This window comes from Methylotenera versatilis 79, assembly GCF_000384375.1.
Lineage (GTDB): Bacteria > Pseudomonadota > Gammaproteobacteria > Burkholderiales > Methylophilaceae > Methylotenera_A > Methylotenera_A versatilis_B.
The window spans coordinates 1,180,651-1,195,201 of sequence record NZ_ARVX01000001.1 but is presented as its reverse complement, the minus strand read 5'-3'; the positions used below and the strand labels follow the sequence as shown (position 1 = coordinate 1,195,201).

The following is a 14,551-nucleotide window of genomic DNA, read 5'->3' as shown; positions in this document are numbered from 1 at the left end:
AACAAAAAAGGAGCTTTCGCTCCTTTAATTTTTTTCTACTTTTTGGTCAAACTTAGCATCTTAAACTTAAGCCAATCGCGCTTTGATTAACCCCGATACTTTGCCCATTTCAGCCTTGCCTGCAACCAGCGGCTTAATCGCCGCCATTACCTTGCCCATATCTTTAACACCTTCAGCACCTGTATCAGCCACAACTTTATCCAAAATGACTTTGATTTCATCTTCGGTTAATTGCTGTGGTAAATAACCTTGCAATACAGTGACTTCAAATTTTTCAATATCAGCTAAATCGGTTCTGTTAGCAGATTCAAACGCAGCAATCGAATCGCGGCGCTGTTTGAGCATTTTTTCAATAACAGCAATCACATCACCATCATTTAATTCAATTCGCTCATCCACTTCACGCTGTTTGATAGCGGATTGCAACAAGCGGATTGTACCTAAACGCACGCTATCTTTAGCGCGCATGGCGGTTTTCATATCTTCAGAAATCTGGGTTTTTAAAGTCATTACAGCTTACTTACTGAAGTATTGCGCAAAGTTTTTTTCGTAATCGGTAATATTACTAGTAAGCGCTTGCGCATATTGATTCACAAAATACTCAATAGCTGCAGCTTTTTCTGCCTCAAGCGCTTCAGCAGTTCCACACTGAGAAGCCACTAAAAATGCGGTAAAACGCGCGTTAGCATATAAAAAACCTGCACTCGCAGTTGAGATATCATTTTGTTGTGCTTGCTCGTTAGCCAGCCCAATAAATCGATCCGCAATATGCAAAAATGCAGGTACTTCATTTGCTGCTGTGTCAGCGGCTTTGCTGTCCGCTACATTATTTTCAGCCATACTGTTTAATTAAGCAAAAAGCTTAATAAAGTTTTGCTGGTAATGTTTGATTGCGTAAACGGCGATATTGGCGCTTAACAGCGGCAGCAGCTTTACGTTTACGTTCCCAAGTTGGTTTTTCGTAAAATTCGCGCGCGCGAAGATCGTTTAACAAACCTGTTTTTTCAATTAGGCGTTTAAAACGGCGTAATGCAACGTCAAACGGCTCATTTTCTTTTACACGTACACTAGACATTCATTCTCTCTTATCGGCAATTACTTTAAAATAATACTTAAGCTTCTGTTCAGAAACTCAAGAAAAGTCCGCCATTTTAATCGTATAATTGCTTTTGTTCAATGATTTTGTGCATTTACATTGTAAATGGTGCAAGTTAATTAAAAATACCACACATATTTGCCACCCATTCACGTTAGGAATAATCATTTGTTGGTTTTAGGCTTCGAATCATCTTGCGACGAAACAGGCGTTGCGCTTTACGATACGCAACACGGTTTATTAGCGCACGCGCTACATTCACAAGTTGCCATGCACGCAGAGTTCGGTGGCGTTGTACCAGAACTCGCGTCGCGCGACCATATTCGCCGCGCTTTGCCATTAACAGAAATCGCATTAAAACAAGCCAATAAAACGCTGGCCGATATTGACGGTATCGTTTACACACAAGGCCCGGGTTTGGCAGGCGCGTTACTCGTTGGCACAAGCATTGCGCAATCGCTGGCTTTTGCGCTGAATGTGCCAAGCATTGGCGTTCATCATCTAGAAGGGCATTTACTCGCACCTTTATTAGAAGAAAATCCACCACAGTTTCCATTTGTCGCGCTGCTGGTTTCTGGTGGTCACAGTCAACTGATGCGCGTTGATGGCATCGGGCAATATCAATTATTAGGTGATACGCTAGATGACGCAGCTGGCGAAGCATTTGATAAAACGGCTAAATTGCTAGGCTTGGGTTATCCGGGTGGCCCAGCATTAGCCAAGCTCGCAGACCGGTCTAATTCAAATCATGGCAACGCAAAATTTAAATTACCACGCCCCATGCTAAACAGTGGCGATTTAAATTTTAGTTTCAGCGGATTAAAAACAGCCGTATTAACTTTGGCGAATAATAATCAGCCATTAACAGATACGGTTAAAGCCGATATTGCTTGGGAGTTTCAAGAGTCAGTGACTGAAATTCTCACTACCAAATGCATGAGCGCATTGCGCGAAACTGGTTTAGATAATTTAGTAGTTTCTGGCGGCGTTGGCGCTAACACCAGGCTACGCGAACGATTGAATGCAGCGACTAAACGTAAATTATGTAAAGTAAGCTATCCGCGCTTAGAGTTTTGTACCGATAACGGCGCGATGATTGCGTTTGCGGGCGCGATGCGACTTGAAGCAATGCGACTAGCGGAATTGGAATCGAAACAATTAAAAAAAGCGCAACAAACTTACAGCGTGAATGTAAAACCGAGATGGGATTTGGCCGAACTACAATCGCCTTAATAAACTACAAAACGCCGTAATAACTAAGTTAACCATTTTTTATGGTTAACTTAGTTAACGGTTATTTCTTGCCAAAACCCGATTCTGTACCGGCTAAAAGCTTTTGAATATTGATTCTATGGCGCCAAACCAGCATCACGGCAATCACAAACATCATGATCACATAATCTTTGTAAGGCAATAAAACCCACGCGTACAGCGGAGATAAAACCGCCGCAACAATCGCTGCCAGTGATGAGTAACGCGAGATTGCAAATACAATTACCCACGTGATTAAAGCCGCTAAACCAAGCATCAACGAGATTGCCAGCATAACTCCCAGCGCAGTTGCCACGCCTTTTCCACCCTTAAAGCGGTGAAAAATCGGGAATAAATGCCCAAAAAATACAGCTAATCCAACACAAGCCACCACCCACATTAACATGCCCGATTGCAAAGCCAGCCAAACTGGCAACCAGCCTTTAAATGCATCGCCCAACAACGTTAAAATCGCAGGTAGTTTTTTACCGCTACGTGCAACATTAGTCGCGCCGATATTGCCACTACCTACCGTGCGTGGATCTGGCAAGCCGAATAACTTGCTAATCAAGATACCAAACGCGATGGAACCAATCAGATAAGCTGCCACAATCCAGACGATTGGGATGAGGGTGACAGGAATAAAACCTAACTCATACATATTAAGATGCTCTAAAATCTAACTACACCTATTCTAAACCATCGCAAAAATCATGGACACCATATTTTTAGAGCAAGTAAAAGTACAAACCAAACTCGGCGTACCCGACTGGGAGCGCTTGGTCGCGCAAACGATTATTCTGGATATTGAAATCGGCATCGATTTAAGCAAATCCTGCAAAAGCGATTCCATAGACGACACCATCGATTACGGCACCGTAGTAGCACGTATACGCGAAACATTAAGCCAGAATAGCTTTAAATTGGTAGAAGCATTAGCAGAACATATTTGCCAATTGATTTTGAATGAATTTGGAGGGTTAAGTGTGAAAATAAGAGTGGCTAAACCTGGGATATTGCCGGGATTGAAGGCTTTAGGGGTTGTGATTGAAAGAAAGCTTTAATTAATAATATCTAACTAATTATTAACAATAAGAGAAAATAAAAATCATGATAGTTAAAGAAAATCTCAATCCAGCTCCTCTGGATAAATTTGAAAAAGCAGGTCACGATGCAGAAAGAAAAGTCGCCTATTATCTTAAAATGGCTTTCGGTGACGAACCAAAGCTATTAATACTACATGATTTACGCTTGGAGTTTGAAGATGGAATTACTGCTCAAATGGATCACTTGCTGATTCATCAGTTTGGATTAATCATCATTGAAAGTAAGAGCGTTGCAGGCAAGCTTCAAGTTAAAGAAGATGGACAATGGCTTAGATGGTATAGCAATCAAAGCAAAGGCATGCAAAATCCAATTAAGCAGGCTCAATTGCAAGGGCAAACTTTAAAGCGCGTATTATTAAATTCATCCAAAGAAAATACACGCAAAGTTTTAGAAAAATTCCCAATTGATGTATTAGTTAGTATTTCCGATTCTGGTGAGTTTATAGCGCATAAACGCATTCTTTATCCTGAAGTTTGCAAAGCAGACCAAGTCGACGACAGAATTAAAGAAATTGTGCTCAGTAGAGCTAAAAGTGCATCACCTGATGATTTTGTATTATCAGATATAAATAAAACGAAACTAGCAGAGCACTTAGTTAAAAATCATAAGCCGTTTCAAAAAAAAGCGGAGATTGATTCGAGTATTCCAATTTACGAACCACCAGAAAAAGTAAAAAATGAAATTACTAAGATAAAACTAACGCCTGAAATTAAACAAGAAATATCAACACACAATCCTTTCAATAAAAAGAAAACCGTCACAGGAATACTCGAGAAAATTTCTAGTGCATTTAGTACGCCAGAAATTATGTTTGAGCATAGTTGTTTGCACTGCAAGTCTAATAAAATTGAAATTAAATATGGTGTTAACTATTATTTTAAATGCCTAAATTGTAGCAAGAATTGCCCGATAACAGCTACTTGCCATGTTTGCAAAAGAACGTTGAAGATACGCAAAGATAAAAAACAGTTTTTTGCAGAATGCTCGACATGCAATACTTCTGAGCTGTTTCACCTTAACAGTTAAACCCCCTTGCGCCACGCCGAGCAACGCAATTAGTAAAGGGGATTTCGTCGAGGACTGTTTGAGTGCTGAAAGCGCGAGTTCCGCAGACGCCTTTATTGATGAGTAGCGCAGGGTAGCCGAAGGCCGTGGTGTGGGGCAGCCTTTTCTTTCCCCTATTTCTTTTGGCTGAGCAAAAAAATAGGGTCGCCTAATGGCGAAAAGTTACTTAACTAAATAGAAAGGCCTAAAAATGATAGTTATCTACAACGCCGCAAACAGTATCGAAGCTTATCTAATCAAAAACTTATTAGAACAACAAGAAATTCCCGCCTATGTTTTCGGCGACTACCTCCAAGGCGGAGTTGGTGAAATACCCGCTATTGGCTTAGTCACCGTAAACGTGAGCGATTCAGATTATGCAAAAGCCAAAGAAATTGTGGATGCTTGGGATAGCGGCACCGTAATTGAAAATACAGTGATTGAAAATTTCGACCAAAATAATGTGTTAAGTCCCAACTAACCGCGTGGATGATGCACTGAATGTAATTGTTTTAAACGCTCCCGCGCCACATGCGTATAAATCTGCGTTGTCGAAATATCCGAATGTCCCAGTAGCATCTGCACTACGCGCAAATCTGCGCCGTGATTAAGCAAATGTGTGGCAAATGCATGACGCAATACATGCGGGCTCATGTGTTTAGTGATGCCAGCGATTAACGCATAACGTTTAATCAAATACCAAAACGCTTGGCGCGTCATCATTTCGGCACGATTCGTCACAAATAAGGCATCGCACACCCGTTTCTGCAAAATTTCTGGTCGCGCATATTTGAGGTATTTGTCGATCCAATCCGCCGCTTCTTCGCCCATCGGCACCAAGCGCGTTTTGCTACCTTTACCCGTCACGCGCACCACGCCATCTTGCGTGCTGACTTCATTCACGTTAACCGTCACCAACTCTGAAACGCGCAGGCCGCTAGCATAGAGCAATTCCAACATCGCCCTATCGCGCAAACCAATGTGTTGATTAATATCAGGCGCATTCAGCAAATCGGACACTTCTTGCTCATTTAAACTTTTGGGTAAACTGCGTGGCAATTTGGGCGATTCGATTTGCAGCGTTGGATCTACTTCAATCAGATGCTCACGCAATGCATAACGATAAAACCGCCGCAGGCTGGCAATTAATCGGGTAATACTGCGTGGTTTGCTTTGTGGAAACTTAACCGCTAAATATTGTTGAATATTCGTTTGGCTGATTATGAGAAGGTCAACTTCTTGCTTGTTTAGCCAAATATTAAATTGGTTTAAATCGGCACGGTAGCTTTCTAACGTATTTTTAGATAAGCCATCTTCTAGCCAAAGATGATCAATAAAAGTATCTATTTGGCTTGCGCCGTTAATCTCTGTTTTATTTTTATCGGCATCATTATTGGTAGCAATATCTTTCAAGTCGGCATGTCTTTCAAACTAACGACACCTTTTTGACGGCTTTTGCTTTTACTGGTTTTGCTTTTTGGCTGGATTTAATCTGCACACCTTCATGCTTAAGCAGCCATTTTTTAATTTTAGTGCCATCTTTGCTGCCCTGCATAAATCCACCGAGGCCATTTTTTGCCACCACACGATGACATGGAATCACCAATGGTAAATTATTTGCGCCGCAAGCATTGGCAACGGCGCGCGGGCCAGAACCAATCTGCAAAGCGATTTCGCCGTAAGTGAGCACTCGCCCACAAGGAATCGCGCTAATGGCTTGCCATACACGGCGTTGAAACGGCGTACCTTTGTAAATAAGTGGTAAATTAAAGTCGTTATGTGCATTGGCAAAATAGGCGACAATTTGGTTGGCAACCTGCGATGTTAATTTATGTACCGCTGGCTTGGCATCATGCTGATGAGATAGCAGTTCAATAGCGACTTGTACGCCTTGTATCGCAATACCAACAGCACCAAATGGCGCAGTCACTATCGCATCGTATTGTAATGGGCGTTTATTTTTTGTAGCTTGCGATAGGCTTTTATTTTGCATACGCTAATTTAACTTAAACCTTAAAGCGAAAGCAAATAAAAAAACAAAAGCCAATAAAAAAGCCTTAAACAATTTACATTGTTTAAGGCTTTAAAATAATCAGTCAAAAGTCTAACTGAATACAGCAATTATTCTGCTGTTTTACGCTTTTACTTCCGGTGCTAGAATTTCTTTTTCACGCGCAACTAATTTTTCTTTAATACGTGCAGATTTACCTGAACGTTCACGTAAGTAGTAAAGTTTCGCACGACGAACATCACCACGACGTTTTACTTCGATTGAAGCGATTAACGGTGAGTAAGTTTGGAATGTACGCTCTACACCTTCACCAGATGAGATTTTACGCACGATAAATGATGAGTTAAGACCACGATTACGAATTGCAATCACAACGCCTTCATAAGCCTGCACACGTTTACGTGTACCTTCCACTACGTTCACGCCGACAATAACGGTATCGCCTGGTGCGAAAGTTGGAATCTTTTTGCCTAAACGCGCAATTTCTTCCGTTTCTAACATTTTAATAATATCTGCCACTTTGTGCTCCTTTTAATTATGAAGATGCTTGTTCCTGCTCTCTAATACCTTCTTGTAGCAGCCGTGCTTCCTCTTTCGTCAACGACCTTGCGGCCAATAAATCAGGGCGTTTCGCCCTTGTTAGCAATAACGATTGTTTCAATCGCCACTCTCTAATCTTTGCATGGTTGCCAGATAACAATACTTCTGGCACCTTTTTATTTTCCATGTTTTCTAAATACAAGTCCTCAGGTCGGGTGTAATGCGGATAATCCAGCAAACCATTCACAAAGGAATCTTCTACTGCCGAATCTGCATCACCTAACACGCCTGGTAATTGCCTTACCACTGCATCTATTAGCACCATGGCGGGTAATTCGCCGCCACTTAATACATAATCACCAATCGATATTTCTTCATCCACCAGCGCGCTTAATAAGCGTTCATCCACACCTTCGTAGCGACTTGCCAGCAATATCAAGCCTTGCTGCTGGCTTAATTGCATCACTTTTTGGTGATTTAACGGCACGCCACGTGGTGATAAATGAATCACATGCGACTTAACACCTAAAACCGCTTGATTTTTTTTCGCCAAATCAATCGACTGTGCCAACGGCTCTGCCAACATAACCATGCCAGGGCCGCCGCCGTAAGGTCTGTCATCGACAGTTTTGTGATTATCCTTAGTAAAATCGCGCGGATTAATCACATTTAAAGCATAAATCTTGCGTTCTAATGCGCGTGATGTAATGCCATATTGGCTGATTGCATCAAACATATCGGGAAACAAGCTAATAACATCAAAGCGCATGATGGAATGTTATATGCTAAAAATCCGCATCCCAATCGACCAACATGGTTTTTGCAGCTAAATCCACATCTACAATCACTTGCGGTGTAAATGGAATCAAGCGTTCACGCTCACTATTCAACTCACCGTCATTGACCACAATCACATCGTTGGCGCCTGTGCCAAACACATCTGTAACTTGTCCAAAAACCACTTCTTGCTGATTTTTAACCGTTAACCCGATTAGATCAGACCAATAATATTCATTTTCTGGCGCTTCAGGTAACGCATCTCGCGGTACGGCAACCTGTTTACCTTTGCAAGTAAATGCCGCATCACGGTCATCTACACCTCGCAACTTTACAACTAATACATCGTTATGTACTTTTGCTTCGATAACCTCTAGCTCGCGCCAGCTGTCATCTTTACCAACCCACCAAGTATCGTAATCAAACAAACTATCCAACGTTTCAGTATCGGGCAGCACTTTCAGCCACCCAAAAACGCCGTAGGGCGCAACAACGCGCCCCATGACTACTAGATTATTTGGCAAACTATTTAATGCTGTCTTAGTTGAAACTACACTCATCGCTTAAGACTGCCTTAAGCAGACAGACAATTAAGCGTCAGCTGCAGGTGTTTCTGCTGGAGCTTCAGCAGTAGTTTCTGCTTCGGCTGCTTTAGCAGCTGCATTTTCTTCTGCAAGCTTAGCTGCATCGGCAGCAGCTTTTTCATCTGCTTTTGCTTTAGCAGCATCGGCTGCCGCTTTAGCTTTTTCAGCTTCTAACGCAGCGGCTTTAGCTTTTGCCGCATCGGCTTTTGCAGCATCTTTAGCTTTAGCAGCTATTGCCGCTTCTGGGCCTTTAGCATGCGTTTTAACTAAGCGAGCAACTGTGTCAGACAATTGTGCGCCGTTGCCAGTCCAATGACTAACACGTGCAGCATCAATACGTAGACCTTCTGCACCAGCTTTAGCAGATGGGTTATAAAAACCAACGCGCTCAATAAAACGACCATCGCGACGATTACGTGAATCAGCCACTACTACATTATAAAATGGGCTCTTTTTAGAACCACCACGAGATAAACGAATCACTACCATAGCTATATTTCTCTTTAATAGAAAAGGTTATGCAGAAAGGCGCGGATTATACGTGAAAAACTAGAATCTTGACAAGTAAAATATTTAAACAAGCTAAATTCTACGCATTTAAAAGTGTTAACTTTGTTGTCATTCACTATCTATTTCGGCGATATTCCAGCGCCAAACTCACCAGTTCATGCTGTTTTTGTACGTCCATTTTTTTAAACACATTCTTAATATATTGCCGTACGGTATCAGTACTAATACCCATCACTTCAGATACTTCGGCAGTACTTCTACGTTCAGTTAACAGCACAACACACTCCACTTCGCGGCGCGACAGATTAAATTCAGCACTTAATCTATCTGTCCAATATTCATAATTAAGACTTAAATCTTTGACCAGAATCATCACTGTATGGCCGTCTCTGCGCTCATCTTCTTGCTTTTGCATGCGGCTGATTGAAAGATAATACGGCTTAGGATGCTGACTGCGATGAATGTAGAGGCTAATAGAGTTTTCCTGCGTGTGATTCGCATCGATTGCTGTGCGTATCGCATTTTGTAGCCGCGTATTATCCGGCAGCAAATCTGCGATTAATTGTTGGTTAATTACACTTAACCCATGCTGATTTTTAAGTAGCACTTCTGCCGCGCCAGATGCGAATAAGACTTCTGCCCTGCTGGAAACAATAATCAAAGCCTGCCCCAAATGCGCTAAGCCCTGTTCGAGCATTTTTATGCGCCAGTTATCGTCCTGATTCGATTGAGCATTATCCATGTCTGGATTATCTGATTTTGCAGAAAAATAAACTATAGCCCACTTGAGTTCTTACAAACAAACTACAGTTATCAAACATCAGATTTAATTTGGTATTGGGTTGGATCCTGAATTTTAGCTTGCAAAAAGCCCTCGCGTCGCAATCGACAGGAATCACATTTTCCACACGCTTGACCTAAATCATCCGCTTGATAGCAAGAAACCGTCATCGCATAATCCACACCAAGTTGTGTACCTAAACGGATTATTTGCCCTTTAGTCATATCGATTAACGGTGCGTGAATGGTGATTTTTTGACCTTCTACTGCACTTTTAGTCGCCAAATTGGCCATTTGTTGAAACGCCGTCACGTACTCGCCGCGACAATCAGGATAGCCGGAATAATCCAGCGCATTGACGCCAATAAAAATATCCTGTGCGCCTAATACCTCCGCCCACGCCAAGCTGAGTGACAACATAATCGTATTACGTGCAGGCACATAAGTCACTGGAATGCCGACGGTTTCCGACATCGGTACGTCAATGGCATTATCCGTTAAGGCTGAACCACCGAATAAACTTAAATCCAACTGCGCAGTTTTGTGTGTGATGGCACCTAGTTTCAGCGCAATTTGGTTAGCTGCCTGCAACTCAGCAATATGGCGCTGATGGTAATCCAAACTTAAACAGTAACAATCAAAGCCTTGCGATTTTGCAATCGCCAGACAAGTCGCAGAATCTAGCCCGCCAGAAAGTAAAACTACCGCTTTTTTTGTCATACGCCCTGCTTTTCGCCCCATAAAATCTTGTGCAATTGAATTTGCATGCGCACGTGTAATTTATCTGCCAAAACCCAAGCTGCCAGCTCATTGGCGGCTAACTCATGAAAACTAGGGGAGAATAATATCGGGCATTTTTCAACCAATTTAAGCTCATCCAACTTAATTTTAGCCCAATCATAATCGGCACGATTACACAGCACAAACTTGATCTCATCACTGGGTTTAATATGCGCCAAATTGCTCCAGAGATTCTTTTTTTCTTCGTTTGAAGCAGGTGTTTTAATGTCTAATATAATTGACACGCGCTTATCGACTGGCGCAATATCCATCGCACCACCAGTCTCAAGCGATACGCTATAGCCTGCATCACACAAAGACTTTAATAGATTGTGGCATTGTTTTTGTGCAAGCGGCTCGCCACCCGTCACCGTCACGTAGCGCGCGCCAAACTCCGCCACTTTGAGCAAAATGTCAGCAATTTCCATATTGGACCCACCGCTAAAAGCATATTCCGTATCGCAATAACTGCATCGCAAAGGGCAACCCGTCAGGCGCACAAATACCGTAGGCAAGCCAAATCGACTGGTTTCGCCTTGCAATGAGTGAAATATTTCGTAAATTTTTAAAGCCATTTTTTAACTACTTGATGAATAAAAAGCAAAACGCCAACTGTTAAGTTGGCGTTATTTTACCGCGAAAACACTTAAAATAATCGTGATAATCGACACTTAAAATAATCGTCAAACCGCATGTTAATCAAGTATTTTTTAATGCGTGGTTTTTAAATCACGATTCTGCATCAATATTTTCTGTTTGCTTTCGCAGGTTTTTGACTGCATTTCAAACGCCACCAGCAGTGTACAAAATACGTCATCATGACTTAACGGATAATCTTTATAAGGCTTTGCCTGATCTACTGAAAAGTCAAAATTCTTGCCCATCCACACTATCGCAGGCACATGCGTTTGTTCTTTTGGTGCAATCGAATATGGCGCAGCATGCAAATATAAGCCATGTTCGCCTAGCGATTCACCATGATCAGACACGTACAACATCGCTGTTTCATGCGTACTATCATATTTTTTTAAGAAGTTAATCACTTCAGATAAGAAATAATCCGTGTACAAAATCGCATTATCGTAGCTATTATCAATTTCTTCTTGGCTGCAATCCCTTAATTCGCCAGTCATACACATTGGCTTAAATTTTTCAAATTCTTTCGGATAACGTCGATAATATTCTGGGCCATGATTACCCATTTGATGCAACACTATCAAAATATCCTGATCTTTTCTGGCAGCGACATATTTATCTAAACCACTTAGCATACCAACATCTCTGCACTCTGCATCACAAACTGGATTCAATGTTGGCGTCTTAAAGTTTTCATATTTAAGTCGAGTTGCGACGCCTTTTGAGTCTGAATTATTATCGCGCCACAAAATTTGCACCTTATGTTCAAATAAAACCTCTAAGGCATTCTCAGTATGTAACGCTTTTTCTTTGTCGTAATTTGCGCGACCCAGCACAGAAAACATACACGGCACTGAAACGCCAGTCGATGTACCACACGAGCTCACATTGCTAAAACTAACTACATTTTCTTTGGCCAATAATGGATTAGTTAATCTTTGATAGCCGTTAAGTGAAAATCGATCTGCGCGCGCCGTTTCACCCACCACCATAATGATCAACTCATGGTGAGTGGCTGGTTCTATATTCACTGTGTCTTGTGCTACTTTTGTCATCACTTTTGAAGATATTGGTTGCAATTGCTCTTGCACATATTTAATCAAAGAATAAGTAAAATAAGTTGGATTAGCATAAAATCGCGTCACGCGATGTTCACGAATAAAGGATGTGTAACCTGCGATAAATGGCACAACCACAGCGATTAACAGTACAAGCAAAACAACTATCGCAATCAATCTAGATTTCAGTTCTGGCCATAAATTTCTGGCTTTAGGCGTATATTTAATGGCTAGCCAAGCGGGAATCACACCAAATAATACTGCCCTTAATATAAACATTGTGCTGACTAAGCCAGCAAACTCTTGTGGATTGGTCTGTGCGATATTATCCAGCATGACAACATCAACAATCACGCCAAATTGATCCATGTAATATGCCGCAAGCGACGATGCAAGCAGAAAAAATGCCAGAGCCCAGCGCGTGAATCTGCCATGGCAAATAGCCAATAAAAACAAGGTGCTAAGTATGCTGAAAAATATGCCCAGCGAGACTAAAAATGGGATGTTGTTAAATTTTATCGGATAAACCTCTAAAATCCGACTAAATAGTGCATGGTTGCCCGTCAACATGATAAATACCGCGGCCAGCAATATGGCTCGCGTTTGCGTGTTTATCCTGCTCAGCAGAGAATGAGGTATTAACAGAAGCTTATTCATTATTTACATACCCCTGATTTTGTTGCGTTTTTGGCTTGAATTATTTTATTCAATACAAGTTTTAAAGCTATTGGTTTTAAAACTACTAATTTACTCTGTGATTTGAATTATGTTGCTTGGATTGTTGATTGGAATTGCTTGGTAAAACCTAACATAAGCACAATGACCAAAGCAGCCAACCATACAGACCATAAGGTGTGAAATAAAAAGTGTGCACCGCGCATTTGCTGTACCCAACCAAGCGTGAATCCTACGCTTAAGCCCGACAAAAAAACAATTAAAGCAGTTTTTGGTTTGCTTGGAAGCCAAAACACACAAATTGCGGCCAACCACAAACCAACCGTTGCATGGCCCGCAGGAAAGCAACCACCCGCTTTTACCATGCTAGGCATATGATCTAATAGCCGTACAAAGGGAGCATAGCCGCCATAGCGCGCTACATCCCATGGGCAGTGCAGGCTAGAAAAAGATTTTAGCGTTCCAACAAGAGAAGGTATAAAGACAGAGGCAATGACCACAAAACGTAATCGTACTCGCACCCATTGTTTAATGATGGGCCATGGATAGATAAGATCTAAAAGCACGACTAACCACAACATGCGACCTGCACCCGTGATGACATATTTCACATAACCATGCATCAAATCCTTAGCAAACCAAGTGTTATACCAAAGAAACTGATGCCTGTTTATATCGAAATAATAATCTTCAATGGTTAAATCAATATTGGTGAATTGTCCTACGAAAATGTTAAACGCTGCAAATAGACATAATGCTATAAAGCAACGCTTACAGAGGGTGAAATGTACTTTAGGAAAAGTCATCGAAACGCATAGTACATCGTTGATACGCTACATTGCAATATCCAAATACATTGCAATGCCAAATAAAATATTATTTTAATGCTTCTAGCGTTTTCAACCTTTTTTGTGCGTTAGGTGTTACGTCTGCATTGGGATATTTCGCCACTAAATCACGCAAGGTTTTTTTTGCGTTTGTAACTTGACCTAACTGGATTTGGCTATTGGCAATGCTATATAACGCATCTGGTGCTTTTGTACTATCCGCATGTAGATCAACTACTTTTTGCTGTGTCGCAATACTGGACTTATAATTTTTAAGCGCAAATTGAGAGTAACCCATGCCATACAGCGCATCTGCTGCAAGTTTGCTATTAGGATATTCTTTCAGAAAAGCATCAAACGCAGCGAAAGCCTCTTTATGCTTGCTAGAGCGACTTAAATTATCAGCATCTGCAAAAGCTTTAACATCTTTTTCCTCGACAACTGGTGTCGTTGTGTTGCTTGTGCCGATCGGATTAGCAGCACCTACAACATTTGATGTAGTGCTGGTTTCTATTTTGCGCAATCTGGTATCGGTATCGGTATATAAATCTTTTTGGCGCTGTTGCGTCGTATCAATATTATGACTCGCCACTTCCAGCTCGCCTTTTAAGTTGGCAACTTCTTGCTTTAAGCCTTCAATTTGGCTTTGCATATCCGCCAAACCTTGGCCTTGTATCACTGCTTCAATTGCAACAAGTCGCTTTTCTATCGCGGCTTGATTTTTCTTCAAATCATTAATGGAGGCTTGACTTGCAGCTTCTACTTCTAAAATCTTCTTGCGCGCTTCTTTGTCATCAAACATAGCGGCATGGCTGGTGATCGCCGTTGTAGCAATCACCAGTACCATTAGATTTTTAATCACCAGATTTTTCATC

At 41.6% G+C, this 14,551-nt stretch carries 20 protein-coding genes; 4 read left to right on the top strand and 16 right to left on the bottom strand.

Annotated elements, in window-relative coordinates; genetic code table 11:
• Positions 1–66: 66 nt before the first annotated feature.
• The 3 genes from METVE_RS0105975 to rpsU are packed head-to-tail and all read right to left on the bottom strand — an operon-like array spanning position 67 to position 1,075.
• Positions 67–510: a GatB/YqeY domain-containing protein gene (locus METVE_RS0105975; protein WP_020167547.1), complete on the bottom strand. Its 444-nt coding sequence runs from the start codon at positions 508–510 to the stop codon at positions 67–69.
• 6 nt (positions 511–516) lie between these two features.
• The gene (locus METVE_RS0105970; RefSeq protein ID WP_020167546.1) at positions 517–840 is read right to left on the bottom strand and encodes a DUF3144 domain-containing protein; all 324 of its coding nucleotides are present in this window, start codon (positions 838–840) and stop codon (positions 517–519) included.
• Positions 841–862: 22 nt separating this feature from the next.
• Positions 863–1,075 (bottom strand): 30S ribosomal protein S21, encoded by a 213-nt coding sequence (gene rpsU / locus METVE_RS0105965; protein ID WP_020167545.1) that lies wholly within the window; start codon positions 1,073–1,075, stop codon positions 863–865.
• A 189-nt stretch (positions 1,076–1,264) separates the two neighbouring features.
• Between rpsU and tsaD the strand changes: the two genes are divergently transcribed.
• Positions 1,265–2,329 carry a tRNA (adenosine(37)-N6)-threonylcarbamoyltransferase complex transferase subunit TsaD gene (tsaD, locus tag METVE_RS0105960; RefSeq protein ID WP_020167544.1) on the top strand — a complete coding sequence of 355 codons (1,065 nt, stop codon included), beginning with the start codon at positions 1,265–1,267 and terminating at the stop codon, positions 2,327–2,329.
• Between the two features lie 61 nt (positions 2,330–2,390).
• Here the strand turns inward: tsaD and plsY are convergent, their stop codons facing one another.
• Positions 2,391–3,008 (bottom strand): glycerol-3-phosphate 1-O-acyltransferase PlsY, encoded by a 618-nt coding sequence (gene plsY, locus METVE_RS0105955; protein ID WP_020167543.1) that lies wholly within the window; start codon positions 3,006–3,008, stop codon positions 2,391–2,393.
• A 52-nt stretch (positions 3,009–3,060) separates the two neighbouring features.
• On the opposite strand from plsY, the gene folB reads away from it, so the two are divergent.
• The 3 genes from folB to METVE_RS0105940 all read left to right on the top strand — a co-directional run bounded on the left by folB (position 3,061) and on the right by METVE_RS0105940 (position 4,979).
• Entirely contained in the window at positions 3,061–3,411 is a 351-nt protein-coding gene (gene folB, locus METVE_RS0105950; RefSeq protein WP_020167542.1) for a dihydroneopterin aldolase, read from the top strand.
• A gap of 46 nt (positions 3,412–3,457) precedes the next feature.
• The gene (locus METVE_RS0105945; RefSeq protein ID WP_020167541.1) at positions 3,458–4,480 is read left to right on the top strand and encodes a nuclease-related domain-containing protein; all 1,023 of its coding nucleotides are present in this window, start codon (positions 3,458–3,460) and stop codon (positions 4,478–4,480) included.
• 229 nt (positions 4,481–4,709) lie between these two features.
• Entirely contained in the window at positions 4,710–4,979 is a 270-nt protein-coding gene (locus tag METVE_RS0105940; protein ID WP_020167540.1) for a putative signal transducing protein, read from the top strand.
• Here METVE_RS0105940 and xerD read toward each other — a convergent pair.
• From xerD to ybgF, 12 genes are all read right to left on the bottom strand, one after another.
• On the bottom strand, positions 4,976–5,902 hold the full coding sequence (gene xerD / locus METVE_RS0105935; RefSeq protein WP_369751048.1) for a site-specific tyrosine recombinase XerD: 927 nt from the start codon (positions 5,900–5,902) through the stop codon (positions 4,976–4,978). The genes METVE_RS0105940 and xerD overlap by 4 nt on opposite strands.
• 22 nt (positions 5,903–5,924) lie before the next feature.
• Positions 5,925–6,491: a methylated-DNA--[protein]-cysteine S-methyltransferase gene (locus METVE_RS0105930; protein WP_020167538.1), complete on the bottom strand. Its 567-nt coding sequence runs from the start codon at positions 6,489–6,491 to the stop codon at positions 5,925–5,927.
• A gap of 141 nt (positions 6,492–6,632) precedes the next feature.
• A complete protein-coding gene (gene rplS, locus METVE_RS0105925; protein ID WP_020167537.1) occupies positions 6,633–7,028 on the bottom strand; it encodes a 50S ribosomal protein L19 in 396 nt (131 codons plus the stop codon).
• 16 nt (positions 7,029–7,044) lie between these two features.
• Positions 7,045–7,818, bottom strand: a complete 774-nt coding sequence (gene trmD / locus METVE_RS0105920; RefSeq protein ID WP_020167536.1) for a tRNA (guanosine(37)-N1)-methyltransferase TrmD — start codon at positions 7,816–7,818, stop codon at positions 7,045–7,047.
• A 16-nt stretch (positions 7,819–7,834) separates the two neighbouring features.
• Positions 7,835–8,386, bottom strand: a complete 552-nt coding sequence (rimM, locus tag METVE_RS0105915) for a ribosome maturation factor RimM (RefSeq protein ID WP_020167535.1) — start codon at positions 8,384–8,386, stop codon at positions 7,835–7,837.
• 30 nt (positions 8,387–8,416) lie between these two features.
• Positions 8,417–8,899, bottom strand: a complete 483-nt coding sequence (gene rpsP / locus METVE_RS0105910) for a 30S ribosomal protein S16 (RefSeq protein ID WP_020167534.1) — start codon at positions 8,897–8,899, stop codon at positions 8,417–8,419.
• A 136-nt stretch (positions 8,900–9,035) separates the two neighbouring features.
• On the bottom strand, positions 9,036–9,662 hold the full coding sequence (locus METVE_RS0105905; protein ID WP_020167533.1) for a helix-turn-helix transcriptional regulator: 627 nt from the start codon (positions 9,660–9,662) through the stop codon (positions 9,036–9,038).
• A gap of 71 nt (positions 9,663–9,733) precedes the next feature.
• A complete protein-coding gene (queC, locus tag METVE_RS0105900) occupies positions 9,734–10,420 on the bottom strand; it encodes a 7-cyano-7-deazaguanine synthase QueC (protein ID WP_020167532.1) in 687 nt (228 codons plus the stop codon).
• Positions 10,417–11,055 (bottom strand): 7-carboxy-7-deazaguanine synthase QueE, encoded by a 639-nt coding sequence (queE, locus tag METVE_RS0105895; RefSeq protein ID WP_020167531.1) that lies wholly within the window; start codon positions 11,053–11,055, stop codon positions 10,417–10,419. The genes queC and queE overlap by 4 nt, the downstream gene beginning before the upstream one ends.
• Before the next feature lie 135 nt (positions 11,056–11,190).
• Positions 11,191–12,831 (bottom strand): phosphoethanolamine transferase, encoded by a 1,641-nt coding sequence (locus tag METVE_RS0105890; RefSeq protein ID WP_020167530.1) that lies wholly within the window; start codon positions 12,829–12,831, stop codon positions 11,191–11,193.
• A gap of 107 nt (positions 12,832–12,938) precedes the next feature.
• Positions 12,939–13,655 carry a phosphatase PAP2 family protein gene (locus METVE_RS0105885; RefSeq protein WP_020167529.1) on the bottom strand — a complete coding sequence of 239 codons (717 nt, stop codon included), beginning with the start codon at positions 13,653–13,655 and terminating at the stop codon, positions 12,939–12,941.
• A gap of 70 nt (positions 13,656–13,725) precedes the next feature.
• On the bottom strand, positions 13,726–14,550 hold the full coding sequence (gene ybgF / locus METVE_RS0105880) for a tol-pal system protein YbgF (protein ID WP_020184201.1): 825 nt from the start codon (positions 14,548–14,550) through the stop codon (positions 13,726–13,728).
• Position 14,551: the final 1 nt, after the last annotated feature.

Coding starts and splice junctions, on each gene's coding strand:
- rpsU (WP_020167545.1), bottom strand. CDS start 1,075: ATGTCTAGTGTACGTGTAAAAGAAAATGAGCCGTTTGACGTTGCATTA.
- METVE_RS0105905 (WP_020167533.1), bottom strand. CDS start 9,662: ATGGATAATGCTCAATCGAATCAGGACGATAACTGGCGCATAAAAATG.
- folB (WP_020167542.1), top strand. CDS start 3,061: ATGGACACCATATTTTTAGAGCAAGTAAAAGTACAAACCAAACTCGGC.
- METVE_RS0105930 (WP_020167538.1), bottom strand. CDS start 6,491: ATGCAAAATAAAAGCCTATCGCAAGCTACAAAAAATAAACGCCCATTA.
- queE (WP_020167531.1), bottom strand. CDS start 11,055: ATGGCTTTAAAAATTTACGAAATATTTCACTCATTGCAAGGCGAAACC.
- rimM (WP_020167535.1), bottom strand. CDS start 8,386: ATGAGTGTAGTTTCAACTAAGACAGCATTAAATAGTTTGCCAAATAAT.
- queC (WP_020167532.1), bottom strand. CDS start 10,420: ATGACAAAAAAAGCGGTAGTTTTACTTTCTGGCGGGCTAGATTCTGCG.
- METVE_RS0105945 (WP_020167541.1), top strand. CDS start 3,458: ATGATAGTTAAAGAAAATCTCAATCCAGCTCCTCTGGATAAATTTGAA.
- METVE_RS0105885 (WP_020167529.1), bottom strand. CDS start 13,655: ATGACTTTTCCTAAAGTACATTTCACCCTCTGTAAGCGTTGCTTTATA.
- METVE_RS0105890 (WP_020167530.1), bottom strand. CDS start 12,831: ATGAATAAGCTTCTGTTAATACCTCATTCTCTGCTGAGCAGGATAAAC.
- trmD (WP_020167536.1), bottom strand. CDS start 7,818: ATGCGCTTTGATGTTATTAGCTTGTTTCCCGATATGTTTGATGCAATC.
- plsY (WP_020167543.1), bottom strand. CDS start 3,008: ATGTATGAGTTAGGTTTTATTCCTGTCACCCTCATCCCAATCGTCTGG.
- ybgF (WP_020184201.1), bottom strand. CDS start 14,550: ATGAAAAATCTGGTGATTAAAAATCTAATGGTACTGGTGATTGCTACA.
- METVE_RS0105975 (WP_020167547.1), bottom strand. CDS start 510: ATGACTTTAAAAACCCAGATTTCTGAAGATATGAAAACCGCCATGCGC.
- METVE_RS0105940 (WP_020167540.1), top strand. CDS start 4,710: ATGATAGTTATCTACAACGCCGCAAACAGTATCGAAGCTTATCTAATC.
- METVE_RS0105970 (WP_020167546.1), bottom strand. CDS start 840: ATGGCTGAAAATAATGTAGCGGACAGCAAAGCCGCTGACACAGCAGCA.
- rpsP (WP_020167534.1), bottom strand. CDS start 8,899: ATGGTAGTGATTCGTTTATCTCGTGGTGGTTCTAAAAAGAGCCCATTT.